Source organism: Pseudomonas uvaldensis (genome assembly GCF_021271205.1).
In the GTDB taxonomy this organism is placed as follows: Bacteria; Pseudomonadota; Gammaproteobacteria; order Pseudomonadales; family Pseudomonadaceae; genus Aquipseudomonas; species Aquipseudomonas uvaldensis.
The window spans coordinates 71,288-97,830 of the sequence record NZ_JAIWKS010000008.1 but is presented as its reverse complement, the minus strand read 5'-3'; the positions used below and the strand labels follow the sequence as shown (position 1 = coordinate 97,830).

At 59.3% G+C, this 26,543-nt stretch carries 23 protein-coding genes; 4 read left to right on the top strand and 19 right to left on the bottom strand.

Going from position 1 to position 26,543, the window contains the following annotated elements; all coding sequences use genetic code 11:
- The first annotated feature begins 11 nt into the window (after nt 1-11).
- Nucleotides 12-1,232, top strand: coding sequence for a beta-ketoacyl-ACP synthase I (gene fabB / locus LCU97_RS18890; protein ID WP_232777467.1), 1,221 nt, complete (start codon nt 12-14; stop codon nt 1,230-1,232).
- A gap of 238 nt (nt 1,233-1,470) precedes the next feature.
- Here fabB and LCU97_RS18885 read toward each other — a convergent pair whose 3' ends face one another.
- Both LCU97_RS18885 and LCU97_RS18880 read right to left on the bottom strand, forming a co-directional pair.
- Nucleotides 1,471-1,935, bottom strand: coding sequence for a DUF3859 domain-containing protein (locus LCU97_RS18885; RefSeq protein WP_053149998.1), 465 nt, complete (start codon nt 1,933-1,935; stop codon nt 1,471-1,473).
- A gap of 122 nt (nt 1,936-2,057) precedes the next feature.
- Nucleotides 2,058-3,017, bottom strand: a complete 960-nt coding sequence (locus tag LCU97_RS18880) for an amidohydrolase family protein (RefSeq protein WP_408636421.1) — start codon at nt 3,015-3,017, stop codon at nt 2,058-2,060.
- A 178-nt stretch (nt 3,018-3,195) separates the two neighbouring features.
- Between LCU97_RS18880 and LCU97_RS18875 the strand changes: the two genes are divergently transcribed.
- Nucleotides 3,196-4,056 carry a pirin family protein gene (locus LCU97_RS18875; RefSeq protein ID WP_053149995.1) on the top strand — a complete coding sequence of 287 codons (861 nt, stop codon included), beginning with the start codon at nt 3,196-3,198 and terminating at the stop codon, nt 4,054-4,056.
- Between the two features lie 168 nt (nt 4,057-4,224).
- Here LCU97_RS18875 and LCU97_RS18870 read toward each other — a convergent pair whose 3' ends face one another.
- The 4 genes from LCU97_RS18870 to LCU97_RS18855 all read right to left on the bottom strand — a co-directional run bounded on the left by LCU97_RS18870 (nt 4,225) and on the right by LCU97_RS18855 (nt 7,936).
- Complete coding sequence (locus LCU97_RS18870; protein WP_232777466.1) at nt 4,225-4,953, bottom strand: dienelactone hydrolase family protein; 729 nt, start codon at nt 4,951-4,953, stop codon at nt 4,225-4,227.
- A gap of 69 nt (nt 4,954-5,022) precedes the next feature.
- Nucleotides 5,023-6,927, bottom strand: coding sequence for a molecular chaperone HtpG (gene htpG, locus LCU97_RS18865; RefSeq protein WP_053149989.1), 1,905 nt, complete (start codon nt 6,925-6,927; stop codon nt 5,023-5,025).
- Nucleotides 6,928-7,013: 86 nt separating this feature from the next.
- On the bottom strand, nt 7,014-7,475 hold the full coding sequence (locus tag LCU97_RS18860) for a PaaI family thioesterase (protein WP_053149985.1): 462 nt from the start codon (nt 7,473-7,475) through the stop codon (nt 7,014-7,016).
- A complete protein-coding gene (locus tag LCU97_RS18855) occupies nt 7,472-7,936 on the bottom strand; it encodes a PaaI family thioesterase (protein ID WP_232777465.1) in 465 nt (154 codons plus the stop codon). The genes LCU97_RS18860 and LCU97_RS18855 overlap by 4 nt, the downstream gene beginning before the upstream one ends.
- A gap of 158 nt (nt 7,937-8,094) precedes the next feature.
- On the opposite strand from LCU97_RS18855, the gene LCU97_RS18850 reads away from it, so the two are divergent.
- Nucleotides 8,095-8,358 carry a hypothetical protein gene (locus LCU97_RS18850; protein WP_053149980.1) on the top strand — a complete coding sequence of 88 codons (264 nt, stop codon included), beginning with the start codon at nt 8,095-8,097 and terminating at the stop codon, nt 8,356-8,358.
- A gap of 75 nt (nt 8,359-8,433) precedes the next feature.
- Here LCU97_RS18850 and LCU97_RS18845 read toward each other — a convergent pair whose 3' ends face one another.
- The 11 genes from LCU97_RS18845 to sdhC form a co-directional block, all read right to left on the bottom strand.
- Complete coding sequence (locus LCU97_RS18845; protein WP_053149977.1) at nt 8,434-9,171, bottom strand: DUF599 domain-containing protein; 738 nt, start codon at nt 9,169-9,171, stop codon at nt 8,434-8,436.
- Nucleotides 9,172-9,425: 254 nt separating this feature from the next.
- Nucleotides 9,426-10,739 (bottom strand): branched-chain amino acid transport system II carrier protein, encoded by a 1,314-nt coding sequence (gene brnQ, locus LCU97_RS18840; RefSeq protein ID WP_053149975.1) that lies wholly within the window; start codon nt 10,737-10,739, stop codon nt 9,426-9,428.
- A gap of 425 nt (nt 10,740-11,164) precedes the next feature.
- On the bottom strand, nt 11,165-12,049 hold the full coding sequence (gene sucD, locus LCU97_RS18835; protein WP_053149972.1) for a succinate--CoA ligase subunit alpha: 885 nt from the start codon (nt 12,047-12,049) through the stop codon (nt 11,165-11,167).
- Nucleotides 12,049-13,215 (bottom strand): ADP-forming succinate--CoA ligase subunit beta, encoded by a 1,167-nt coding sequence (gene sucC / locus LCU97_RS18830; protein ID WP_003179235.1) that lies wholly within the window; start codon nt 13,213-13,215, stop codon nt 12,049-12,051. Before sucC ends, sucD begins: the two co-directional genes overlap by 1 nt.
- A gap of 196 nt (nt 13,216-13,411) precedes the next feature.
- Nucleotides 13,412-14,848 carry a dihydrolipoyl dehydrogenase gene (gene lpdA / locus LCU97_RS18825; RefSeq protein WP_053149969.1) on the bottom strand — a complete coding sequence of 479 codons (1,437 nt, stop codon included), beginning with the start codon at nt 14,846-14,848 and terminating at the stop codon, nt 13,412-13,414.
- 110 nt (nt 14,849-14,958) lie between these two features.
- On the bottom strand, nt 14,959-16,182 hold the full coding sequence (gene odhB, locus LCU97_RS18820; protein WP_232777464.1) for a 2-oxoglutarate dehydrogenase complex dihydrolipoyllysine-residue succinyltransferase: 1,224 nt from the start codon (nt 16,180-16,182) through the stop codon (nt 14,959-14,961).
- Nucleotides 16,183-16,224: 42 nt separating this feature from the next.
- On the bottom strand, nt 16,225-19,056 hold the full coding sequence (locus LCU97_RS18815) for a 2-oxoglutarate dehydrogenase E1 component (RefSeq protein WP_053149963.1): 2,832 nt from the start codon (nt 19,054-19,056) through the stop codon (nt 16,225-16,227).
- A gap of 262 nt (nt 19,057-19,318) precedes the next feature.
- Nucleotides 19,319-20,023, bottom strand: a complete 705-nt coding sequence (locus tag LCU97_RS18810) for a succinate dehydrogenase iron-sulfur subunit (RefSeq protein WP_039594133.1) — start codon at nt 20,021-20,023, stop codon at nt 19,319-19,321.
- Between the two features lie 11 nt (nt 20,024-20,034).
- A complete protein-coding gene (sdhA, locus tag LCU97_RS18805; RefSeq protein WP_053149959.1) occupies nt 20,035-21,807 on the bottom strand; it encodes a succinate dehydrogenase flavoprotein subunit in 1,773 nt (590 codons plus the stop codon).
- 3 nt (nt 21,808-21,810) lie between these two features.
- Nucleotides 21,811-22,179, bottom strand: coding sequence for a succinate dehydrogenase, hydrophobic membrane anchor protein (gene sdhD / locus LCU97_RS18800; RefSeq protein ID WP_047698960.1), 369 nt, complete (start codon nt 22,177-22,179; stop codon nt 21,811-21,813).
- Nucleotides 22,173-22,559 carry a succinate dehydrogenase, cytochrome b556 subunit gene (gene sdhC / locus LCU97_RS18795; RefSeq protein WP_172679607.1) on the bottom strand — a complete coding sequence of 129 codons (387 nt, stop codon included), beginning with the start codon at nt 22,557-22,559 and terminating at the stop codon, nt 22,173-22,175. The genes sdhD and sdhC overlap by 7 nt, the downstream gene beginning before the upstream one ends.
- Nucleotides 22,560-22,910: 351 nt before the next feature.
- Between sdhC and gltA the strand changes: the two genes are divergently transcribed.
- The gene (gene gltA, locus LCU97_RS18790) at nt 22,911-24,200 is read left to right on the top strand and encodes a citrate synthase (RefSeq protein WP_053149956.1); all 1,290 of its coding nucleotides are present in this window, start codon (nt 22,911-22,913) and stop codon (nt 24,198-24,200) included.
- Nucleotides 24,201-24,477: 277 nt separating this feature from the next.
- Here gltA and LCU97_RS18785 read toward each other — a convergent pair whose 3' ends face one another.
- Together LCU97_RS18785 and LCU97_RS18780 are read right to left on the bottom strand one after the other, a co-directional pair.
- Nucleotides 24,478-26,136, bottom strand: coding sequence for a cation acetate symporter (locus tag LCU97_RS18785; RefSeq protein ID WP_053149954.1), 1,659 nt, complete (start codon nt 26,134-26,136; stop codon nt 24,478-24,480).
- Nucleotides 26,133-26,444: a DUF485 domain-containing protein gene (locus LCU97_RS18780; RefSeq protein WP_053149951.1), complete on the bottom strand. Its 312-nt coding sequence runs from the start codon at nt 26,442-26,444 to the stop codon at nt 26,133-26,135. Before LCU97_RS18780 ends, LCU97_RS18785 begins: the two co-directional genes overlap by 4 nt.
- Nucleotides 26,445-26,543 lie beyond the last annotated feature (99 nt).

The window sequence follows — 26,543 nt, the reverse complement described above, 5'->3', positions numbered from 1 at the left end:
GGGTTATCCGCATGCGCCGCGTCGTTATCACTGGTCTGGGCATCGTTTCTTGCCTGGGCAATGACAAAGAGACCGTCTCCGCTAACCTGCGTGCAAGTCGCCCGGGCATCCGGTTCAACCCGGAATACGCCGAAATGGGTCTGCGTAGCCAGGTTTCCGGCTCCATTGACCTCAACCTCGAAGAGCTGATCGACCGCAAGATCTACCGTTTCGTCGGCCATGCAGCGGCTTACGCCTACCTGGCCATGAAGGATGCCATCGCTGACTCGGGCCTGACCGAAGAGCAGGTTTCCAACCCGCGCACCGGCCTGATTGCCGGTTCCGGCGGTGCTTCGACCCTGAACCAGATGGAAGCGCTGGACATCCTGCGGGAAAAAGGCGTCAAGCGCGTCGGCCCTTATCGCGTCACCCGGACCATGAGCAGCACCGTTTCCGCCTGCCTGGCCACGCCTTTCAAGATCAAGGGCCTGAACTACTCCATCGCTTCGGCCTGCGCCACCAGTGCACACTGCATCGGTACCGCCATGGAACAGATCCAGATGGGCAAGCAGGACATCGTCTTTGCCGGCGGCGGCGAAGAAGAACACTGGAGCCAGTCGTTCCTGTTCGATGCCATGGGCGCCCTGTCCAGCAAGCGCAACGACACCCCCGAGAAAGCCTCCCGTGCCTACGATGCCGACCGTGACGGTTTCGTCATCGCCGGTGGCGGTGGCATGGTGGTGGTCGAGGAACTGGAACACGCCTTGGCCCGCGGTGCGAAAATCTACGCCGAAATCGTTGGCTACGGCGCCACGTCCGACGGCTACGACATGGTGGCCCCGAGCGGCGAAGGTGCTATTCGTTGCATGCAGATGGCCATGTCCACCGTCGATACCCCCATCGACTACCTGAACACCCACGGCACCTCGACTCCGGTCGGTGACGTTGCGGAAATGAAAGGCGTGCGTGAAGTGTTCGGCGACAAAGCCCCGGCCATCAGCTCCACCAAGAGCCTGTCGGGTCACTCGCTGGGCGCCGCCGGTGTTCACGAAGCGATCTACTGCATGCTGATGATGGAAGGCAACTTCATCGCCGGCTCGGCCAACATCGACGAGCTGGATCCGGAAGTGGCCGACCTGCCGATCCTGACCAAGACCCGTGAAGACGCCAAGATCGACACCGTGATGAGCAACAGCTTCGGCTTCGGTGGCACCAACGCCACCCTGGTACTCAAGCGCTGGCAGGGCAAGTAAGCCCCGCTGCTTCGTCATTAAAAACGCCCCGACTGGTTCGGGGCGTTTTTTTATGCCTGTTGAATGCACCGCCCCCCCTGTGGGAAGGGGTGTATTCACAGCATGGATGTTCACCACTGATTCCCTGTGGGAGCGGGCTTGCTCGCGAAAGCGGTGCATCCGCTACAAATATGCTGACTGACACTCCGTCTTCGCGGGCAAGCCCGCTCCCACGCTGTAATCGACGTTGGATGGGGAATCAGCGCACAACAAAGCGCTGCTGCGTCAGCAACCGATCCCCCTGGAACACCATGAATCGCCATTCGCCCGGCACCACCTCATGGCTCTCGGTGAATTCATAAGCCATCACATCCTGAGGCGCACCGGGCACCAGTTTCTGGGTGACTTCGAATTTGTCATGGAGCACCCCATCGGCGGTACGAATGCCCGGGGTGAAATACAGCAGAGTCAACGGCTGGTCATCGGCCACCTTGCCAACCAACTGATAGCGCATGCCGAACTTGGTGCCCAGCTTCGCCGGTACGCTTTCGGTCTGGCGAATGGGTTCGTTGCTGCGCCGCAACACCCGCTCTCCCGATTGCAGCTCGGCTTGCGTCCCTTCAAAAACGCCATATTCCACCGGGCCTTCGACACGGACTTCGGCCTGAGCCAGGCCACAGGTCAACAACAGCGCCAACAGTGCGCTTGAACGGCTGAATTGCATGGTGCGCTCCTTGATTGAGATGAGCGCGAGGGTATGACGCGGGCGTGACAGACTGATGACAAAGCGGCGTTTGCCTGCGGGAGCAAAGCTTGCTCGCGATGCAGTTCAAGCCCGCTACCTGTTCATCGTGGGCAAGCCTTGCTCCCACACAACACCGCCAGGAAATTATCGCGCGCCACCTTCTTGGCCACCTCTTCCGGCAGGGCATCCAAAAACGGATCGAAGCCGTGCAGCTCGTGGCCAAGTTTCTTGAAGCGACCGACCACATCCGACCCCACCATGAAGCGCTCCGGGAAGCGCTCCACCAACTCGACCCACTCCTGCCGGGGCTTGCCCGCCTCATCCAGCAAATACGGCGTAAGCAGGCTCCAGGACAGGTCAATGTACAAGTTCGGGTAAGCCTCCAGCATCCGACTCAGTGTTGGCAACAGGAAATCCAGCCGGGTCTGGTGCCGATGGATCTCCATGCTGGTGCCGGCATGAGCCCAGATGAACCGCGTGTGGGGATGGTTACGCAACGGCTCTTCGACTTCCGGCAAATAAAGTGGATTTTTCTCTCGCTTGGAGGTGATGTTGGAATGCAACATCACCGGCAGGTCGTTCTCCGCCGCCAAGTGGTAGATACGGGTCATCGCCTCGTTGTTGGCCCTCGGGGTATCGCCCGACGTCAGCGCGGTCAGATCATCATGCCGAGTGAATACCTCTCCGATGCCCTGCCACAACCCGGGATACAGATCGAGCATGCGCTGAATGTGGGCGGCGGAGTTCTTGTCGTTGGGGTTGAAGCCCGACAGGAAAGGATGGAAGTGCTTGCGTTGTTCAGGCGTCAGCTTGTTCACCGCCGCCGCGACGATCACATCGGTGGCGCTGTACCAATAGGCATCCGCATCATCACCGGCGTAATACCGTGGCCGCTTGGGCTCGTCTTCATGCCATTTCTTAGCCACCGGAATGCCGGAAATCATGACGTGCTCGATGCGATTGTCAGCCATCGCCTTGAGCAGCTCAGGCATCCCGGCAGTTTCCTGGAAGAAATCGACATAATGGAGGTGCGCATCGCTGTAGACATATTCGCGGGCCATGGCAGCAACGCTGAAAACCACCAGCAGCCAGGCAATGATCAGACGGATCAACGGGTAATCTCCACAGGCCATGAGCAGCATAGACCCCACGCTTCCCGCCCGGGTTCAAGTCGCTTGTGCCATCACCGGCGGCACCGGGTTATGCTCACCGCCTCCGTTGCTCAATCTGGAAGACACCATGACCACGCCCCTGACCGTTCGCCCCCGTGCAGAAGATGTCGAAGGCCAGCCGATTCTCCGCCCTCTGCCGTCCGCCAAGTGCCGCAGCGTGGGACCTTTCGTGTTTTTCGACCACATGCTGCAAACCACCTACCCGGCCGGTAAAGGCATGAATATCCGCCAACACCCCCACATCGGGCTGTCCACCCTTACCTACCTGTTCGAAGGCACACTCCAGCACAAGGACAGCCTCGGTTCCGATCAGGTGGTACAGGCCGGAGACGTCAGTTGGATGACCGCAGGCAGCGCCATTGCCCATGTGGAACGCACACCCGAGGCACTGTTGAGCAGTGATTTCGTCATGCACGGCTTGCAAGTCTGGCTGGCCTCGCCCAAATCCCATGAAGAAGGACCGGGGCACTACAGCCATCATCCGGCCCGCACCTTGCCGGTCAGCGACACTTTGGGGATCCGTATCCGCATGATCGCCGGGTCAGGCTTCTGCCTGGAATCGCCGGTACCGGTGTTGTCTCCTACGCTGTATGCCGAATTGAACCTGCAGACCGCGACGACTCTGCTGATTCCCACCGAGCATGAAGAACGGGCACTGTATGTGTTGAGTGGTGAAGCGAAACTGGAGGGAGAGCCGGTGGAACCCCATTCGCTGTTGATACTGCCGGCCGGGAAGGAAATGACATTGTGTGCCGAGAGCGATTGCCATGCCGTGCTGTTCGGAGGCGCGCCGTTGGACGGGCCGCGGCGGATGAACTGGAATTTTGTCTCCAGCGACCCGGCCCGGATCGACGAAGCCCGTCGACGCTGGGCGGCCGGCGATTGGCCGACCGTGCCGGGGGAAAGCGAGCGGATCGAGTTGCCCTGATTCTGCAAAGCCTGTGGGAGCAAAGCTTGCTCGCGATAGCGCCCGACCGGTCAGCATATCGTTGACTGCCCTGCCCTCATCGCGAGCAAGCTTTGCTCCCACAGATGTATGCCTTGGCTACTCCTCCACAGGTGTATGCCTTGGCTAATCTGGCATCCCCCGGACGACTCAGTCCTTGAACACCTCATCCAGCAAGTTATGCATCGACCTGAACGCCCTGTTGGCGACCTTGGCGTTGTACATCATCTTGCCCGGCACATTGGCTTGTGGATCGGTGAACGAATGCACCGCCCCGCCGTAGCTGAGCAATTGCCAATCCACCCCGGCGGCATTCATTTCGTCTTCGAACACCGGCAGTTGTTCCTTGGGCACCAAAGGATCGGACGCACCATGCATCACCAGCACCGAGCCCTGGATGTTGCGCGCATCCGCAGGATCCGGCGTATCCAGGGTGCCATGAAACGAAATGGCAGCCTTTAGCGGCGCGCCTGTACGGGCCAGCTCCAGAGCACAGCAACCGCCGAAGCAGAAGCCGAACGTGGCGAGCTTCGACGCATCGACCGGCGCCTCGTCCTGGCTTTGCAATTGTTCGAGCGCGGCCTGCATGCGCTTGCGCAGCATGGCCCGATCATTCTTGAGCGGCATCATTGCCGCCCCCGCTTCATCGGCGTTGGTCGGCCGTACCGTCTGCCCATACAGATCGGCAATCAATACCACGTACCCGTTGGCGGCCACCGACTTGGCGATCTCCTCGGCCCCCGCCCCTACACCCATCCAGTTCGGTGCCATCAACAGGCCCGGACGCGGCCCCTGCTGGTTGATGTCGAAGGCCAGACGGCTTTCATAACGTTGACCTTCGATCTGATAGACCAGTGAGCGAACCGTGATCTGACTCATGACAGACTCCCTTTCAATCGAACACCTGAAATGAAAAAACCCGCCGAAGCGGGTTTTTCCTGCACTTGATTAAGCTGACAGTTCCACCAACAGCTTGTTCAGACGGCGAACATAAGCCGCCGGATCCTTCAAGCTGTCGCCAGCAGCCAGGGCCGCCTGGTCGAACAGGATGTGCGACAGATCGCCAAAACGCTCTTCGCTCTGTTCGTTGTCCAGCTTCTCCAGCAGCGGGTGAGCCGGGTTGAATTCGAAGATCGGCTTGGAGTCCGGGACTTTCTGGCCGCTGGCTTCGAGAATCTGACGCATCTGCAGGCCGAGGTCCTGTTCACCGATAGCCAGGATCGCCGGAGAGTCGGTCAGGCGGTGGGATACGCGCACTTCGCTGACTGCATCGCCCAAGGCCGTCTTGATCCGCTCGACCAGGCCTTCCTTGCTCTTGGCGATCTCTTCGGCGGCTTTCTTGTCTTCTTCCGAATCCAGGTTGCCAAGGTCCAGGTCGCCACGGGCCACGTCGACGAAGCTCTTGCCATCGAACTCGTTGAGGTAGCTCATCAGCCACTCGTCGATGCGGTCGGTCAGCAGCAACACTTCGATGCCTTTCTTGCGGAAGACCTCCAGGTGCGGGCTGTTCTTGACCTGGGCATAGGTCTCGCCGGTGAGGTAGTAAATCTTGTCCTGGCCTTCCTTGGCGCGGGCCAGGTAATCGGCCAGGCCGACGATCTGTTCGCCATCGTCGCCCTGGGTCGAGGCAAAACGCAGCAGGCCGGCAATTTTTTCCTTGTTGGCGAAGTCCTCGGCCGGACCTTCCTTCATTACCTGACCGAAGTTCTTCCAGAAGCTCTTGTACTGTTCGGGCTCGTTCTTCGCCAGCTTCTCCAGCATATCCAGCACACGCTTGGTCAGCGCCGACTTCATGGAGTCGATGATCGGGTCTTTCTGCAGGATTTCCCGCGAGACGTTCAGGGACAGGTCGTTGGAGTCCACCACGCCCTTGATGAAGCGCAGGTAGAGCGGCAGGAACGATTCTGCCTGGTCCATCACGAATACACGTTGCACGTACAGCTTCAGGCCGCGAGGTGCTTCGCGCTGGTACAGATCGAACGGTGCGCGGGCCGGCACGTACAGCAACGAGTTGTATTCCAGCTTGCCTTCGACCTTGTTGTGGCTCCAGCTCAGCGGGTTCTCGTAATCGTGGGCGATGTGCTTGTAGAACTCCTGGTATTCCTCATCCTTCACCTCGGTGCGTGGGCGAGTCCACAGGGCACTGGCGCGGTTGACGGTTTCCCATTCCACTTCAGGCTTTTCTTCGCCCTCGGCAGCGGTGACCTGCTTCGGCAACTCGATCGGCAGCGCGATGTGGTCGGAGTATTTCTTGATGATGTTGCGCAAGCGCCAGCCATCGGCGAACTCGTCTTCGCCGGACTTGAGGTGCAGCACGATGCGGGTACCACGATCGGCCTTGTCGAGGGTGGCAACCTCGAACTCGCCTTCGCCCTTGGACGACCAGTGCACGCCTTCGCTCGCGGCGAGACCGGCGCGGCGGCTGAAGACTTCGACATGATCGGCCACGATGAACGCGGAATAGAAGCCGACGCCGAATTGACCGATCAGGTGGGAGTCTTTTTTCTGGTCACCCGTCAGGTTCTTCATGAAGTCGGCAGTGCCGGATTTGGCGATCGTGCCCAGGTGAGTGATCACCTCTTCGCGGCTCATGCCGATGCCGTTGTCTTCCAGGGTGATGGTTTTCGCGTCCTTGTCGAAGCTCACGCGGATTTTCAGCTCAGCGCCGCCTTCCAGCAATTCTGGCTTGGACAGGGCTTCGAAACGTAATTTGTCGACAGCGTCGGAGGCGTTCGAGATCAGCTCGCGAAGGAAAATTTCCTTGTTCGAATACAGCGAGTGAATCATCAGGTGCAGCAGTTGCTTTACCTCGGTCTGGAAGCCCAGGGTTTCCTTTTGAGTTTCCACGCTCATTGTCATCAAACTCCAAGTGGATGGTGGTGTCCGCCTCGCTGAGTCGGCGGCGGGATGACCTCAAGGTGGGGGCGCCCCCGATAATTTCAAGGGCGGGTCGGCTTTGCGGGCTCCTGGATCTTGAAATGCGCCCGCGCGGTCGCGATGGGCTCAGCCGCGTCGTCCTGCCAGGCCGTGATAGCCACGTTGGCCACCCGTCGTCCCTGGCGCCAGACCTGGCACTTGGCATAGGTGTCGCGAAACTGCCCGGCGCGCAGGTAATCCAGGGAAAAATCGATGATTTTCGGCACACCCGGCGTGCGGGTGACGATCAGCAGATGAATGGCCGCCGACAGCTCCATGAAACCGGCAATGACACCGCCATGGATCGCAGGCAATAAAGGGTTACCAATGTTTTCCGGGCTGGCCGGCAGGCGAAACAGCAGCTCATCGCCCTGTCGGGTGCATTCGGCGCCGATCAACTGTGCATAAGGGATCGAGGCCATCAATAGCCCATAGTCGCCTTGCTCGCAGGCTTGGCGCAATTGTTCGCGAATAAGATCAGTCATGACTTGCCCGCCCCGGCCCTGCCGAGCCCCCTGGCATGCTGGCCCAAGCGCATGAATGTACCCACCACATGGGCGATGGGCTGTTCGGGGTCGTCTTGATAGGCAAAACCCCGCGTGAAAATCACGTCCGGCGTGACCCGATAACACTGGGCGAAGCCGTAGACGTCCTTGTCTGGCGCGGCGGCATGCATGTAATCGATACGCAGGTCGAGGGTCGGACAGACCTCGAACTCAGGCAGCACGCACAGGGTCGACATGCCGCACGCGGTATCCATCAAGGACGTCAATGCTCCACCATGGATGATGCCCGTGAGGGGGTTGCCGACAATTCGGGGGCTGAAAGGCAGCACCAGCGTCAGCCCTTCATTGCTGACGCTGTGCAACTTCAGGCCCAGCACCTGACAATGCCGAAGCGCGGATAAAAAACGGGTCGCACGCTCAAAAATGGGGTTTTCAGCCATTCGATAAAAACGCCTGTAAGGGACCAAAGCCGCTAACGAGGTAGATCCGATAAAGTTCCATGCCAGAACAAAGTTATATATCTGTAGCAAATGAGGAACTTAACCCAAGGGGTATGGCTCAAAAGGCCAGTAGTTATTTCCATAAGGAGAAACACCCCATGCGTAAGACTTTAGCTGTTGCCTTGATGTTGGCCGCCTCCCTCGGTCTCGCTGCCTGCGATAAAAAATCCGAAGACAAAGCTCAAGATGCCGCACAACATTCTGAGCAAGCTCAGGAAAAAATGAACGAAGCACAGGGTAAAGTAAACGACGCGGCGAAAGAAAACGCCGAAGCTGCCAAAGATCAGGCGGAAGCGAACAAAGCCGCCACGCAGGAACAAGCCCCTGCCACCCCGCCGGCTACCGCACCTAAAACCAACTGATCCGGTTTTAGCGGCGAAAGAAAACCCGCCTGGTGCGGGTTTTCTTTTGCCTGCGATTCGGCATAGGCCAATCGCTCAGGCCACGTCCTTGGCAACTTCGGCGGGTGGCGCTTCAGTCGGGGTATAGACCATCACCTCCAACACATCGGAATGAAATTCCCGACGGTAAAGCACGAATACCACACCGGCACTCATCAACATGAATAACCAGGGGCTGACGAACCACACCAACATGGACATGCCGAAATAATAAGAACGCAGGCCAAAGTTGAACTGGTTGGCCGCCATCGAGATAACCCGCGCCGCTCGCAACGCAAAGGCCTTGCGCTCCTGCTCCGACACATGTCGCTCACCAATCATCGGCGCCGATCCCACCAGGACCGCCGCGAAGTTGTATTGACGCATGCACCAACTGAAGGTGAAGAACGCATAGACAAACACCAGGGCCAGACACAACAACTTGACTTCCGCCAACCCTTGGGAAGCCTGCTGCACCAGCGGCAGGTCCGCCAGCAACGACACCGCCCGATCCGACGCCCCCAGAACCGTCAGAATACCGGCCAGGATGATCAGCGTGCTGGATGCGAAGAACGAGGCATTGCGCTCCAGGTTGCCAATCACGCTGGCATCGGCGATACGGTTCTCGCGCAGCAGCATCCGGCGCATCCAGTCTTCCCGATACAGATGCATCACACTGGCCAGGCAAGCCGTGTCACGGGCCTTCCACGTGGCATAACGGGTATAACCGCCCCAGCAGACGATGAACCAGACGGCGGCGAGAAGATGAGTCAGATTGGCTTGGATGAATGACATTCGATACCTTGTATGACGTGAACATAGAGCAGCTTGCGGTGAACCCTTGTGGGAGCGGGCTTGCTCGCGAATGCGGAGTGTCAGCGACAAATATGTGCCTGACACTCCGCATTCGCGAGCAAGCCCGCTCTCACAGGTTCTGCGTAAACCTTTCAGAACACTGCTTCGACGTTAACTCACAAAAAAAGACACCGCATCCAAAAAAAATGCCCCGTATCGATTGATACGAGGCATTTCAGTGTTACCGATAAAGCTTAAGCCAACGCTTCGCTGCGCTTGCCCAACAGGCGATCACACAGCACGGCGACTGCCAGGGTCATCACCGAAGGCACCAGCCACGCCAAGCCTTGCTCGCTCAATGGCAAGTGGGCCAATTGCGTCGGCATCCAGTCCGCCAGCCCGGCTCCCTTGAGGGCGTCGACCAGGCCGAACAGCAGCGACACCAGCATTACCGGGCCAACGATGCGACCCTGCTCGTGCCAGAAGTCCTTGCAGAAACTCAGGGCCACCAGAGCGATGCAGGGTGGGTAGATCGCGGTCAGGACCGGGATCGAGAACGCGATCAGTTTGGTCAGGCCCAGGTTGGACACCAGCAGCGAAAACGCTGCCAGGATCACGACCAGAGTCTTGTAGGACAGGGGCAGGACGCGGCTGAAATATTCCGCGCAGGCGCAGGTCAGGCCGACAGCGGTTACCAGGCAGGCCAGGGAGATCAGCACGGCCAGGAAACCGCTGCCCAGGCCACCAAACGTATGTTGTACATAGGCATGCAGAACCGCGGCGCCATTCGTCGCGCCCATGGCCACTTCGTGGCTGCCCGAGCCCAGGCGGAACAGGCTGACGTAGACCAATGCCAGGCCCACTCCGGCGATCAGCCCGGCAATGATGGCGTAGCGGGTGATCAGGGTCGGCGACTCGACGCCCCGGGAACGGATCGCGTTCACAATGACGATACCGAATACCAGCGCCCCCAGGGTGTCCATGGTCAGGTAACCATTGATGAACCCTTGGGAGAACGGCGCCGCCACGTACTCCGGCGTTGCCACGCCGATATCGCCGGCGGGCAAGGCAAACGCGGCGATACCCAGCACGGCCAGGGCGATGATTTTCAGCGGCGCGAGGAAGCGTCCGACCGTGTCGAGCAGCCGGCCCGGATAAAGCGAGATGAAAAATACCACCAGGAAATACACGGCACTGTAGAGAAACAGCGCCAGCGGGCTTTCACCGGTCAGCGGCGCCAGGCCGACTTCGAACGAGACGGTGGCGGTACGTGGCGTGGCGAACAGCGGGCCGACAGCGAGGTAGCAGACCGCCGCCAGCAGGCCACCGGCGATCTTGCCGATAGGGCTGCTCAAGGCATCCATCGCCCCACCGACCTTGGCCAGCGCAACGACGGTAATGACCGGCAATCCGACGGCGGTGATCAGGAAGCCCAACGCCGCCATCCAGACATGAGGCCCTGACTGCAAACCGACGATAGGCGGGAAGATGATGTTACCGGCCCCGACGAACAGGGCAAAGGTCATGAAACCAAGCGCCAGGATGTCCTGGCCTTTCAACACTTTCATTAAGGAAACCACACTACTGAATCGGAATTTAGAGAGGGATTTCCCTTATGGGTGAGGGAAATGCTGTCGGTCCGTATAAGACCGACCCGTTTAGCGCGCCGCTTCCTTGTGAGCTGCGAGCGCAAAAATGGACGCTAGCCTAACGAATTTGGACGACAAACGCACTGTTAAGGGGCGAAGTATCCGATACACGACATTTCCGTGTCGCGTTTTTGCATGTAAAGGACGACTCCTATGACAGCGTCAATACCTGTGGGAGCGGGCTTGCTCGCGAATGCGGAATGTCAGCGACAAATATGTGCCTGACACGCCCCATTCGCGAGCAAGCCCGCTCCCACATTGGATCTGTACTTCCCATGATTCGAAAACGACAAAGGCCACCCGAAGGTGGCCTTTGTTGCTGGAACGAAAAGGTCAGCCGAAGCTTACTTCTTCATTTCCCAGCCAGTCAGCTCGGCCAGGGCCTTGCCGATGTCTGCCAGCGAACGCACGGTTTTCACGCCTGCGTCTTGCAGTGCGGCGAATTTCTCGTCTGCAGTGCCTTTGCCGCCAGAGATGATTGCGCCAGCATGGCCCATGCGCTTGCCCGGAGGAGCAGTCACACCTGCGATGTAGGAAACAACCGGCTTGGTCACGTTGGCCTTGATGAAGGCTGCGGCTTCTTCTTCAGCGGAACCGCCGATCTCACCGATCATCACGATCGCTTCGGTCTTCGGGTCTTCCTGGAACAGCTTCAGGATGTCGATGAAGTTGGAGCCCGGGATCGGGTCACCACCGATGCCGACGCAGGTGGACTGACCGAAACCGGCGTCAGTGGTCTGCTTCACGGCTTCGTAAGTCAGGGTGCCGGAACGGGAAACGATACCGACTTTGCCTGGCAAGTGAATGTGACCTGGCATGATGCCGATCTTGCACTCGCCTGGGGTGATCACGCCTGGGCAGTTAGGGCCGATCAGGGTGATACCCAGCTCGTCGCACTTGACCTTGGCTTCCAGCATGTCGATGGTCGGGATGCCTTCGGTGATGCACACGATCAGCTTGATGCCGCCGAACGCCGCTTCCAGGATGGAGTCCTTGCAGAAAGGAGCCGGAACGTAGATCACGCTGGCGGTAGCGCCAGTGGCAGCAACAGCGTCCTTGACGGTGTTGAAGACAGGTAGGCCCAGGTGCTCGGTGCCGCCTTTGCCCGGAGTTACGCCGCCAACCATCTGGGTGCCGTACTCGATGGCTTGCTGGGTGTGGAAACTACCTTGCGAACCGGTAATACCCTGGCAGATAACCTTGGTGTCTTTATTGATCAGGACGCTCATTATTTGCCCTCCGCAGCTTTGACGACTTGTTGAGCAGCGTCGGTCAGGCTGGTAGCAGCGATGATGTTCAAACCGCTTTCTGCCAGTACTTTAGCGCCCAGCTCAGCGTTGTTGCCTTCGAGGCGAACAACAACCGGGATTTTCACGCCGACTTCTTTCACGGCGCCGATGATGCCTTCGGCAATCATGTCGCAACGAACGATGCCGCCGAAGATGTTGACCAGCACTGCAGCGACATTGGTGTCGGACAGGATGATCTTGAACGCTTCGGTTACGCGTTCCTTGGTAGCACCGCCGCCCACGTCGAGGAAGTTGGCTGGCTTGCCGCCGTGCAGGTTGACGATGTCCATGGTACCCATGGCCAGGCCGGCACCGTTGACCATGCAGCCGATGTTACCTTCCAGGGCCACGTAGTTCAGTTCGAACTTGGCAGCGTGCGCTTCGCGCGGATCGTCCTGGGACGGATCGTGGAAAGTCTTCAGCTTAGGCTGACGGTACATGGCGTTGGCGTCGATGTTGATCTTGGCATCGAGGCAGTGCAGGTCGCCGTCGGCCTTGATCACCAGCGGGTTCACTTCCAGCAGCGCCAGGTCATGGTCCTGGAACAGCTTGGCCAGACCTACGAAGATCTTGGCGAACTGAGTGACCTGCTTGCCTTCCAGGCCCAGCTGGAATGCCAGCTCGCGACCCTGGAATGGCTGAGCGCCAACCAGTGGATCGATAGTGGCTTTCAGAATTTTTTCTGGAGTGTCGTGAGCGATTTTCTCGATGTCCACGCCACCTTCGGTGGAAGCCATGAACACGATGCGGCGGCTCGAACGGTCGACGACAGCGCCCAGGTACAGCTCTTTAGCGATATCAGTGCACGATTCAACCAGGATTTTGGTGACCGGCTGACCGTTGGCGTCAGTCTGGTAGGTCACCAGACGCTTGCCCAGCCACTGCTGTGCGAAGGCTTTGGCGTCTTCTTTGCTGCGAACCAGCTTTACGCCGCCCGCTTTACCGCGACCACCGGCGTGAACCTGGGCTTTGACAACCCACTCGCTGCCGCCGATTTTGTCGCAAGCTTCTGCTGCCGCTTCCGGGGTGTCTACCGCGTAGCCTGTGGATACTGGCAGGCCGTACTCAGCGAACAGCTGCTTACCCTGATACTCGTGAAGATTCATGCTTATTACCGTCTTCGTTAGGTACTGCGCATTCGGTGCTGCACCAGTTTAGTGCCGCACCACCTGTGACTGCTGCTTGCGTAGCCTTCCGGTGAACCGGCAGAGCTACGCAAGACTGCGTCCAGCGGACATTCCGCGGTGAGTCTTGCTCGCAAGGCTCACGACGGGCCGAACCGCCGTGGTTTCTTATTATCGGTTAACGCTTCTTGCGGTTGGCCACGTGGATGGCGCCGCCATTTACGGCCAGGGCCGCTTCGTGCAAGGCTTCGGACAGGGTCGGATGGGAGAAGACCATCATGCCCAGGTCTTCAGCGCTGGTGCCGAATTCCATAGCGATCGCGCCTTGCTGTACCAGCTCGGCAGCGCTCGGGCCGATGACGTGAACGCCCAACACGCGATCCGTCTTGGCATCGGCGATGACTTTCACGAAACCGCCGGTATCGTTGGCTGCCATGGCACGGCCACTGGCGGCGAACGGGAAGGTGCCGACGTTAACCTCGACGCCCTCGCCTTTCAAGGTCTGCTCGGTTTTACCGACCCATGCGATTTCCGGGTGGGTGTAGATAACCGATGGGATCAGGTCGTAGTTCATCTGGGCCTTGTGGCCCTTGATGCGCTCGACGACCATGATGCCTTCTTCGGAGGCCTTGTGGGCCAGCATCATGCCGCGAACCACGTCACCGATGGCGTAGACGCCCGGTACGTCGGTGGCGCAATGATCGTCGACCGCGATGAAACCACGCTCATCGATCACTACGCCGCAATCGGAAGCCAGCAGGTCGGTGGTCACCGGACGACGGCCGACCGCGACGATCAGCTTGTCGAAGGTGATGGTCTGTTCGCCGTTGGCGTCGGTGTAGTTCACCACGACTTCTTCGCCGTTGACCTTGGAGCCGGTCACGCGAGCGCCCAGCTTGATGTCCAGGCCTTGCTTGGTCAGGGTCTTCAGCGCTTCCTTGGAAACCGCGGTGTCGGCGGCCATCAGGAAGGTGTCGAGGGCTTCGAGCACGGTCACTTGCGCACCCAGGCGCGACCATACCGAACCCAGCTCGAGGCCGATCACACCGGCGCCGATCACGCCCAGGCGTTTCGGCACGGACTGGAATTCCAGGGCGCCGGTGGAGTCGACGATCACTTTCTGATCGACTGGCGCCGGTGGGATGTCGATCGGACGCGAACCCGGGGCCAGGATGACGTTCTCGGCTTCGATCACTTCAACCGAGCCGTCGGGCTTGGTCACTTCGACTTTCTTGCCCAGCAGCAGCTTGCCGTGGCCCTGGATCGAGGTCACGCCGTTGGCCTTGAACAGGGTAGCAACGCCGCCAGTCAGGTTCTTGACGATGCCAGCCTTGCGGCCAACCATCGCGGCGACGTCCATCTTGACTTCGCCGGTGGAAATGCCATGGACGTTGAAGCTTTCTTTCGCTTCCTTGTATTTCCAGGAGCTGTCCAGCAGCGCCTTGGAAGGAATGCAACCGACGTTCAGGCAAGTACCGCCCAGGGCTTGCTTGCCCTCGCTGTCGGTGTATTTCTCGATGCAGGCAGTGGTCAGGCCAAGTTGCGCAGCCTTGATGGCCGCTACATAGCCACCAGGGCCCGCACCAATCACTACCACGTCGAATTTCTGAGTCATGAGTCATTCCTTTTCGAATCAAACCGAACGGCCACTTGTGGTGACCGTCGTGGGACGAAACCGGTTGTTTCAGCAAGGGGCCGGTCAACCGACCGGCCCTCGCAGTGAAATCAGATATCCAGCAGCAGGCGAGCCGGATCTTCAAGCAGGTTCTTGATGGTCACCAGGAACGTCACGGCTTCTTTACCGTCGATCAGACGGTGATCGTAGGACAGTGCCAGGTACATCATCGGACGAATCACGACTTGACCGTTGATTGCCATCGGACGCTGGATGATGTTGTGCATCCCCAGGATCGCCGCTTGTGGCGGGTTGACGATTGGGGTCGACATCATCGAACCGAATGTACCACCGTTGGTGATGGTGAACGTACCGCCGGTCATCTCTTCGATGGACAGTTTACCGTCACGGGCTTTCTTGCCGAAGGTGGCGATGCCGCCTTCGATTTCGGCCAGGCTCATCAGCTCGGCGTTGCGCAGTACCGGAACCACCAGGCCACGGTCGCTGGAAACAGCCACACCGATGTCGGCATAACCGTGGTAGACGATGTCGGAACCGTCGATCGACGCGTTGACCGCCGGGAAGCGTTTCAGCGCTTCGGTGGCAGCCTTGACGAAGAACGACATGAAGCCCAGGCGTACGCCGTTGTGGCTCTTCTCGAACAGGTCCTTGTACTTCGAACGCAGTGCCATGACTTCAGTCATGTCGACTTCGTTGAAGGTGGTCAGCATCGCCATGTTCGACTGGGCTTCGACCAGACGCTCGGCAACCTTGGCACGCAGGCGGGTCATCGGAACGCGTTTTTCAACGCGATCACCGGCAGCGAACACCGGAGCGGCGGCCGCTGGCGCGGCAGGCTTGGACGGCGCGGCGGCTGGAGCGGCTTTCTTGGCGGCCACAGCGGCAACCACGTCTTCCTTGGTCACACGACCACCCTTGCCGGTGCCGGCAACGGAAGCGATGTTGATGCCATTCTCTTCAGCGATCTTGCGGGCAGCAGGCGCAGCAACCGGATCGTCTTCGCCATCGGCGGCTGGAGCAGCAGCCTGGGCAGCAGCAGGAGCAGCCGCGGCGGCAGGAGCAGCGGCAGCAGCGCCACCTTCAACGATCGAGCCCAGCACTTCGTCGGACAGGACGGTATCGCCTTCGTTCTTGACGATCGCGCCCAGCACGCCGTCAGCGGTGGCCAACACTTCCAGCACGACCTTGTCGGTCTCGATGTCGACGATCAGTTCGTCACGCTTGACGGCGTCGCCCGGCTGCTTGTGCCAGGTGGCAACGGTGCCATCGGCAACCGATTCCGGGAAAGTGGGGGCTTTGATCTCGATAGCCATTGTCTTTGGTTCCTTAAATTCGGTTTCAGGTGCGCGAAGGCATTAAACGGTAAACGCGTCTTGCAGCAGTTGTTCCTGCTGCTCGGCGTGCATCGATGCGTAACCACATGCAGGTGCAGCAGAAGCCTCACGGCCCGCGTATTCGAGTACGAGCGACTTGTTGAGGTAGCTGATGCTGCGACGCAGGTGATGTTGGCTGCAGTACCACGCGCCCTGGTTCATCGGCTCTTCCTGACACCAGACAGCCGCTTTGGCATTGGTGTAAGGCGCCAGGACTTCCTTCAGGTCGTCCTCAGGGAATGGGTACAACTGCTCGATACGCACGATGGCGATATCTTCACGGCCTTCTGCACGGCGTTTTTCCAGCAGGTCGTAGTAGACCTTGCCGCTGCACAGAACAATGCGCTCGACCTTTTTCGGGTCCAGGGCATCGATTTCCGGGATAACGGTCTGGAACGAACCGTCGGCCAGGTCTTCGAGCGTCGAAACGGCCAGCTTGTGGCGCAGCAGCGACTTCGGCGTCAGGACGACCAGAGGCTTGCGCAGCGGACGAATCACCTGGCGGCGCAGCAAGTGGTAGATCTGTGCCGGCGTGGTTGGCATGCACACCTGGATGTTGTGCTCGGCGCACAATTGCAGGTAACGCTCCAGACGCGCCGAGGAGTGCTCGGGACCCTGACCTTCATAGCCGTGCGGCAGCAGCATGGTCAGGCCGCAGAGACGACCCCACTTGTGCTCGCCACTGGTAATGAACTGGTCGATCACGACCTGTGCACCGTTGGCGAAGTCACCGAACTGGGCTTCCCAGATCACCAGCGCGTTCGGCGTGGTGGTCGAGTAACCGTATTCGAATGCCAGTACGGCCTCTTCCGACAGGAAGGAGTCGTACAGGTCGAACAACGGCTGGCCCTTGTACAGGTTCTTCAGCGGAATGTAGGTGCTGGCATCTTTCTGGTTGTGCAGGACGGCATGACGGTGCGAGAACGTACCGCGGCCGATGTCCTGGCCAGTCATGCGAATCGGGTGACCTTCGAACGCCAGGGTCGCGTACGCCATGGTTTCGGCATAGCCCCAGTTGATCGGCAGGCCACCGGCTTGCATCTTCTGACGGTCTTCGTAGATCTTCGCGACCTGGCGCTGGACCACGAAACCTTCCGGAATTTCCAGCAGCTTGGCGGACAATTCCTGCAAGGTCTTGAGGTCGAAACGCGTGTCGTGACGTGCCGTCCAGGCGTGACCCAGGTATGGGCGCCAGTCCACGAACAGCTCTTTGTTCGGCTCCTTGACCAGGCTTTTCACCACGTGCAGGCCGTTGTCCAGCGCGTTGCGGTATTCGTCGACCTTGGCCTGGACGCGCTCGGCATCCATTACACCGTCCTGGATCAGGCGATCGGCATACAACTCGCGGGTGGTGCGCTGCTTGGTGATCTGCTGGTACATCAGCGGCTGGGTGCCGCTTGGCTCGTCCGCTTCGTTGTGGCCGCGACGACGGTAGCAGACCAGGTCGATCACCACGTCACGCTTGAACTGCATGCGGTAGTCGATGGCCAGCTGGGTCACGAACAGCACGGCTTCCGGATCATCACCATTCACATGGAGGATCGGCGCCTGGATCATTTTTGCGACGTCGGTGGCGTACTCGGTGGAACGCGAGTCCAGCGGGTTGCTGATGGTGAAACCGACCTGGTTGTTGATCACGATGTGCACGGTGCCGCCGGTCTTGAAACCGCGGGTCTGCGACATCTGGAAGGTTTCCATGACCACGCCCTGGCCGGCAAACGCCGCATCACCGTGGATGGAGATCGGCAGGACCTTCTCACCGGTCGGGTCGTTGCGACGATCCTGGCGGGCGCGAACCGAACCCTCGACCACCGGGGAAACGATTTCCAGGTGGGACGGGTTGAACGCCATGGCCAGGTGGACTTCACCGCCGGTGGTCATCACGTTGGACGAGAAGCCCTGGTGATATTTCACGTCACCGGAGCCCAGCTCGACCTTCTTCTTGCCTTCGAACTCGTCGAACAGCTCACGCGGGTTCTTGCCGAAGGTGTTGACCAGCACGTTCAGACGACCACGGTGGGCCATGCCGATGACGACTTCCTTGGTGCCATAGGAACCGGAACGCTGGATCAGCTCGTCGAGCATCGGAATCAGGCTTTCGCCGCCTTCCAGGCCGAAACGCTTGGTGCCCGGGTATTTGGTGCCCAGGTATTTCTCCAGGCCTTCACCGGCCGTCACGCGCTCCAGCACATGGGTCTTGATGTCGGCGGAGTACGTCGGACGACCGCGCACGCTTTCCAGACGCTGCTGGAACCACTGGCGCTGCTCGGAATCGGTGATGTGCGTGAACTCAGCGCCGATGGTGCGGCAATATGTCTGCTGCAACGCTTCGTGAATTTCGCGTAGGCTCGCTTCCTCTTTGCCGATGAACAGGTCGCCGGCACGGAAGGTCGTATCAAGATCGGCATTGGTCAAGCCGTAATGAGTGATCGACAGGTCTGCAGGTGCAGGACGCTGCCACAGCCCCAGCGGGTCCAGCTGGGCTGCCTGGTGGCCTCGCATCCTGTAGGCCTGGATCAATCGCAGCACTTCGACTTGCTTTTTCTCGTGCTCACTGCTCACGCTGCCGGCAGATACCGGTTGGGCGCGGCGCTGGTTCTTCGCCAGCAGCACGAAATGATCGCGAATCGTCGAGTGCGAAACATCAGTGGCAGAGCTACCGTCGGCGGGCAGCTTCTGAAAGTAGGTGCGCCATTCTTCTGGCACAGCGTTAGGGTCGTGCAGGTAGAGCTCGTAGAGCTCTTCCACATAGGCAGCGTTACCACCGGAGAGGTGGGCACTGTTCCACATGCGCTGCATCACGCTTTCTTGCATGCTTGGTCACCCTCGATTAGGGGAACACCACCGGCGAAAACACCGAGCAAACTTGCAGAAGTCCGAGTGCAGCGACTAAAACAAGCCACTTAGGATCACGCTGATAGTCCGGGTACCAGCCCGGATGCCCCTGCTTGTCTCATTTCTTCAAAAATAAGAACCGCCGCTTTGTGAGCGGCTGTTCTGGTTATGCTACGACGCGGGTTGAAGCCCGCGCCCTAGCCTCTACGGGTACAGCGGTTCTACGGGTACAGCAGCTGAATCACACGCCGTTTTGCAGCAGCATGTTACGTACGTGACCGATGGCCTTGGTCGGGTTCAGGCCTTTCGGACAGACGTTGACGCAGTTCATGATCCCGCGGCAGCGGAATACGCTGAACGGGTCATCCAATGCCGCCAAACGCTCGGACGTCTTGGTGTCACGGCTGTCTGCCAGGAAGCGGTACGCTTGCAGCAGGGCAGCCGGGCCCAGGAACTTGTCCGGGTTCCACCAGAAGGATGGGCACGAGGTCGAGCAGCAGGCGCACAGGATGCACTCGTACAGGCCGTCGAGCTTCTCACGCTCTTCCGGGGACTGCAGACGCTCGATGGCCGGAGCCGGCGTGTCGTTCTGCAGGAATGGCTTCACCTTCTCGTATTGCTTGTAGAAGATGCTCATATCGACGACCAGGTCACGGATTACCGGCAAACCTGGCAGCGGACGAACGATCAGCTTGTTGCCTTTTACCACGGCAGACAACGGCGTGATGCAGGCCAGGCCGTTCTTGCCGTTGATGTTCATGCCGTCGGAGCCGCAAACACCCTCGCGGCAGGAACGACGATAGGAGAAACCTTCGTCCTGCTCCTTGATCAGGGCCAGCACGTCCAGCACCATCAGGTCCTTACCACCGGTATCGACCTGGAAATCCTGCATGAACGGCGCGGCGTCCTGATCAGGGTTGTAGCGATAAACACTGACTTGCAACATAGCGGTCACCCTTAATAAGTCCGGACTTTAGGTTCGAAAGTCGGAACAGTCTTCGGCGAGAAATTCACGGCACGCTTGGCGACACGTTTCTCACCCGGGAAGTACAAGGTGTGGCACAGCCAGTTTTCGTCGTCACGGTCTTCATAGTCTTCGCGGGCATGGGCGCCACGGGACTCTTTACGGGTTTCTGCCGCGATGGCGGTGGCTTCGGCCACTTCCAGCAGGTTCTGCAGCTCCAGCGCTTCGATACGTGCAGTGTTGAACGCCTGTGACTTATCGTTGATCTTCACATTGGCGATTCGTTCACGCAGTTGCGCCAGCTGGGCGATACCCTTCTGCATGTACTCGCCGGTACGGAACACACCGAAGTAGTTCTGCATGCAGCTTTGCAGCTCGCGACGCAGGGTGGCGACGTCTTCGCCTTCGGTACGCTCGTTGAGACCGGCCAGACGCTTGAGAGCCACGTCGATGTCGGTGTCGCTGGCGTCGCGGTATTCGATACCGTCGGTCAGCGCTTTCTCCAGATGCAGGCCGGCAGCGCGACCGAAAACCACCAGGTCGAGCAACGAGTTGCCGCCCAGGCGGTTGGCACCGTGAACCGATACGCACGCCACTTCACCCACTGCGAACAGACCAGGGATGATCTGGTCCACGCCTTCGGCGTCCTGGGTGATCGCCTGTCCATGAATGTTGGTGGCAACGCCGCCCATCATATAGTGGCAGGTTGGAACGACCGGAACTGGCGCGACGACCGGGTCGACGTGAGCGAAGGTCTTCGACAGTTCGCAGATACCTGGCAGGCGGCTGTGCAGCACTTCCTCGCCCAGGTGGTCCAGCTTGAGCATCACGTGGTCGCCATTCGGACCGCAACCGTTGCCGGCGATGATCTCTTTAACCATCGAACGGGCCACGACGTCACGACCGGCAAGGTCCTTGGCGTTCGGAGCATAACGCTCCATGAAACGCTCGCCGTGCTTGTTGATCAGGTAACCGCCTTCACCACGGCAGCCTTCGGTGACCAGTACACCGGCGCCGGCGATGCCGGTCGGGTGGAACTGCCACATCTCGATGTCCTGCACCGGCACGCCGGCACGCAGGGCCATGCCAACGCCGTCGCCGGTGTTGATCAGGGCGTTGGTGGTGGATGCGTAGATACGGCCTGCACCGCCGGTGGCCAGCACGGTGGCCTTGGAGCGGATGTAGGTGGTTTCGCCGGTTTCGATGCAGATGGCGATCACACCGACGAACGCGCCGTCCTGGTTCTTCACCAGGTCAACGGCGTAGTACTCGTTCAGGAACGTGGTACCGGCTTTCAGGTTGCCCTGATAAAGGGTATGCAGCAGGGCGTGACCGGTACGGTCGGACGCCGCGCAAGTACGCGCAGCCTGACCGCCCTTGCCGTAATCCTTGGATTGACCACCGAACGGACGCTGGTAGATACGGCCGGTTTCGGTACGCGAGAACGGCAGGCCCATGTGGTCCAGCTCGAACACGGCGGCCGGGCCTTCCTGACACATGTACTCGATAGCGTCCTGGTCACCGATGTAGTCGGAACCCTTGACGGTATCGTACATATGCCAGCGCCAGTCATCGTTCGGGTCGGCCGAAGCGATGGCGCAGGTGATGCCGCCCTGGGCGGACACGGTGTGCGAACGGGTCGGGAACACCTTGGTGATCACGGCAGTCTTGTGACCGCCCTGTGCCAGTTGCAGCGCTGCGCGCATGCCGGCACCGCCGCCACCAATGATGATGGCGTCGAAGGAAATAGTTGGAATGTTAGCCATGGATCAGATACCCCAGAGAATCTGTACGCCCCAGACGAAGTAAGCGAACATCGCAACGCCGCATACCGCCTGGAAGAGGAAACGTACGGCAGTCGCCGACTTGCCGAACGCCATCTGCGTCAGGTAGTCGGTGGCGATGGTCCACATGCCGACCCAGGCGTGAGCGCCCAGTGCGACGAGGGCCAGCAGACTGAAAATACGCATCCAGTTGCTTGCGAACAGTTCATGCCATTGGGCGTAGCCCAGGCCAGGGTTTGCTACGACATATCCGATCAGGAAAATGAAGTAAGCCGCGAGAACGACCGCAGACACACGCTGCGCCATCCAGTCATAGAGGCCCGAACGCGAAAGGTTCGTGACGTTGGTTACCATATCCAGACTCCTGCCAGAACAATTACCACCACGGAAACGGCGATAACGATTTTAGAGCCCAGCTTGCCGCCTTCCAGCGTCTCACCGATGCCCATGTCCATGATCAAGTGGCGCACACCGGCGACCAAGTGATACAGCAAGGCGGACAGGATGCCCCAAATCACTAGCTTGGCTAGCGGACTGGTCAGACACGCTTTCACCTGACCGAAGCCTTCTTCCGAGTCGAGCGACTTGTCCAATGCATAAAGCATGATGGCCAGGCTGACGAAGAGGATGACACCGGAGATACGGTGAAGAATGGACGTGTAAGCAGTGACTGGGAGTTTGATGGTCCTTAGGTCTAGGTTTACAGGTCGTTGGCTTTTCACGGCTTTTTTCACACTGAAGAGCCCCTAAGAATCAGGGCAAAGTTGTTGCGGCGCGCACTGGTCAGGTACTCACCACCCAGGGAGTGACGACCCCCAGCAAAGCTGGCCCAAAAGCCCCTGGCGGTCGGCTGCCGAGTATAGACAGTTAGGTTACTAATGACAACGCGTTCACCTTCCACTGATGGCGCATTGCACAAGGGCGGCAAAAGGCGTAAACGGCAGGCAATTTCGAGGAAAAAGTCTACTTAAAGCCTTCTGGAGCAAGACTTTAGGCAAATTGACATTCGGATTTATCTCACTATAGTGGTGCGGGCCCTGCGTGGGGGGTCTGTCTGATGATTCCAAGCATTAATAGGAGGCCACATGGCTGACAAAAAAGCGCAGTTGATCATCGAGGGCGCAGCCCCCGTCGAGCTGCCCATTTTAACCGGCACCGTTGGTCCCGATGTAATCGACGTCCGCGGCCTGACGGCCACGGGCCGTTTCACCTTCGACCCGGGTTTCATGTCGACCGCCTCGTGCGAATCGAAGATCACCTACATCGATGGCGATAACGGCATCCTGCTGCACCGCGGCTACCCGATCGAGCAACTGGCTGAAAAATCGGACTACCTGGAAACCTGCTACCTGCTGCTCAACGGCGAACTGCCGACCGCAGAGCAAAAGGCCCAGTTCGTCAGCACCGTGAAGAACCACACCATGGTTCACGAGCAGTTGAAGTCCTTCTTCAATGGTTTCCGTCGCGATGCCCACCCGATGGCCGTCATGTGCGGCGTTGTCGGCGCCCTCTCGGCCTTCTACCACGACTCCCTGGACATCAATAACCCCCAGCATCGCGAGATCTCCGCGATCCGCCTGGTGGCGAAGATGCCGACCCTGGCAGCCATGGTCTACAAGTACTCCATGGGCCAACCCATGATGTACCCGCGCAACGACCTCAATTATGCAGAGAACTTCCTGCATATGATGTTCAACACCCCGTGCGAGATCAAACCGATCAGCCCGGTGCTCGCCAAGGCCATGGACCGGATCTTCATCCTCCATGCCGACCACGAGCAGAACGCTTCCACGTCCACCGTACGCCTGGCCGGCTCCTCGGGTGCCAACCCGTTCGCCTGTATCGCCGCCGGTATCGCTGCACTCTGGGGCCCGGCCCACGGCGGTGCCAACGAAGCGGTGCTGACCATGCTCGATGAAATCGGCGATGTCTCGAACATCGACAAGTTCATCGCCAAGGCCAAGGACAAGAACGATCCGTTCAAGCTGATGGGCTTCGGTCACCGGGTCTACAAGAACCGCGACCCACGCGCCACCGTGATGAAGCAGACCTGCGACGAAGTCTTGAAAGAACTGGGCATCAAGAACGATCCGCAACTCGAACTGGCCATGCGCCTGGAAGAGATCGCCCTGACCGACCCGTACTTCATCGAGCGCTCGCTGTACCCGAACGTCGACTTCTACTCGGGGATCATCCTCAAGGCGATCGGCATTCCAACCAGCATGTTCACCGTGATCTTCGCCCTGGCGCGCACCGTGGGCTGGATCTCCCACTGGAAGGAAATGCTCTCCAGCCCGTACAAGATCGGCCGTCCACGCCAGCTGTACACCGGCTACGAGTCGCGTGACATCACCAAGCTGGAAGATCGTAAGTAACACCCAGGTCTTGCACTAAGTCTCAAGCTGCATCGAAACAGCCCCTGCTTCTTTATATAAGAGCGGGGGCTGTTTTGTTTCTGGCTTCTTTCATCCGTTGACAGGGCCGACGCCTTCGCGGGTAAACCCGCTCCCACATGGGAATGCGTCCCCCTGTGGGAGCGGGTTTACCCGCGAAGGCGATTGATCTGACACCCTCCGAAACCCGCGCAAAAAAAAATACCCCAGCCTCTCGGCCGGGGTATTTCCTTTGAAGCGTGAAGCTTATCGCCAGACCTTAATGGTTAACCGCCCCGCTCGCCCCCAGGCCAGTCTGCGAACGCACGAACTGCGGGAAGAACAGCGCCCGCTCGTTGTCGGCAGCCGTCGACTTGTCGGTGATGGAGAAGAACCAGATACCCACGAACGCGATGATCATCGAGAACAGCGCCGGGTATTCATACGGATAGATCGGCTTCTCGTTGCCCATGATCTGTACCCAGATGGTTGGGCCAAGAATCATCAGGCCCACTGCACTGACCAGCCCCATCCAACCGCCAATCATGGCGCCACGGGTGGTCAGCTTCTTCCAGTACATCGAAAGCAACAGCACCGGGAAGTTGCAGCTCGCCGCGATGGAGAACGCCAGGCCCACCATGAACGCAATGTTCTGCTTCTCGAACAGGATACCCAAGGCAATCGCCAGCACCGCCAGGGCGATGGTGGTGATCTTCGAGACGCGGATTTCGTCCTTCTCGTTGGCCTTGCCTTTCTTGATCACGCTGGCATACAGGTCGTGGGACACCGCCGAGGCGCCGGCCAGGGTCAAGCCTGCAACGACCGCCAGGATGGTGGCGAAGGCAACGGCGGAGATGAAGCCCAGGAAGACGCTGCCGCCCACGGCGTTGGCCAGGTGCACCGCCGCCATGTTGTTACCGCCGAGCAAGGCACCTGCCGCGTCCTTGAAGGCCGGGTTGGTGCTGACCAGCAAGATCGCGCCGAAGCCGATGATGAAAGTCAGGATGTAGAAGTAACCGATAAAGCCCGTGGCATACAGCACGCTCTTACGCGCTTCCTTGGCGTCGCTCACAGTGAAGAAGCGCATCAGGATATGTGGCAGGCCAGCGGTACCGAACATCAGAGCCAGGCCGAGGGAGAAGGCCGAGACCGGATCCTTCACCAGACCGCCAGGGCTCATGATCGCCTCGCCTTTAGGGTGAACCTTGACCGCTTCGGCGAAGAGCATGTTGAAGTCGAAGTTGACGTGCTTCATGACCATCAGCGCCATGAACGAAGCACCCGACAGCAACATCACCGCCTTGATGATCTGTACCCAGGTGGTCGCCAGCATGCCGCCGAACAACACATAGAGGCACATCAGGATACCCACCAGGACGACCGCAACGTGGTAGTCGAGGCCGAACAGCAGCTGGATCAGCTTGCCGGCACCGACCATTTGCGCGATCAGGTAAAACGCCACTACCACCAGCGAACCGCTGGCAGACAGAGTGCGGATCTGCTTCTGGCCCAGGCGATAGGAAGCCACGTCGGCAAAGGTGTATTTACCCAGGTTACGCAGCCGCTCGGCGATCAGGAACAGAATGATCGGCCAGCCCACCAGGAAACCGATGGAGTAGATCAGACCGTCATAGCCCGAAGCGAACACCAGCGCGGAAATCCCCAGGAAGGACGCCGCCGACATGTAGTCACCGGCGATTGCCAGGCCGTTCTGGAAACCGGTGATCCGGCCGCCTGCCGCATAGTAGTCACTGGCCGACTTGCTGCGCTTGGACGCCCAGTAGGTGATACCCAGGGTCAAGCCGACAAACGCCACGAACATGACGATGGCGGAAACGTTGAGAGGTTGCTTCTGCACGGCCCCGGTCAGGGCTTCAGCCGCCCAGGCACCCGGAGCGAACGCTGCGATGCTCAAAAGAGCCATTAGACGCCGGATCATTGTTGAGCCTCCTTGAGAATCGCATTGTTCAGCTCATCGAACTCACCGTTGGCGCGTCGTACGTAGATACCGGTCAGGATGAAGGCCGAGACGATCAGGCCGATCCCGATGGGAATACCCCAGGTGATCGTCAACTCGGGCGACATCTTGGCCCCGAGTATGTGTGGCCCGTAGGCAATCAGGAGAATGAAGCCGGAATACAGCCCCAGCATGATCGCCGAAAGAATCCAGGCGAACCTTTCCCTTTTTCTCACCAGCTCCTTGAAGCGCGGGCTGTTTTGAATCGATAGGTAAATGCTGTCGTTCATTGTTTTTATCCTCGCAGCACGACTTTAGTTGGAACGACTCTACTCTATGCGGCTCAAGGCCAGGTTCCAGACGACCTTAGTATTAGAACGACATGACGG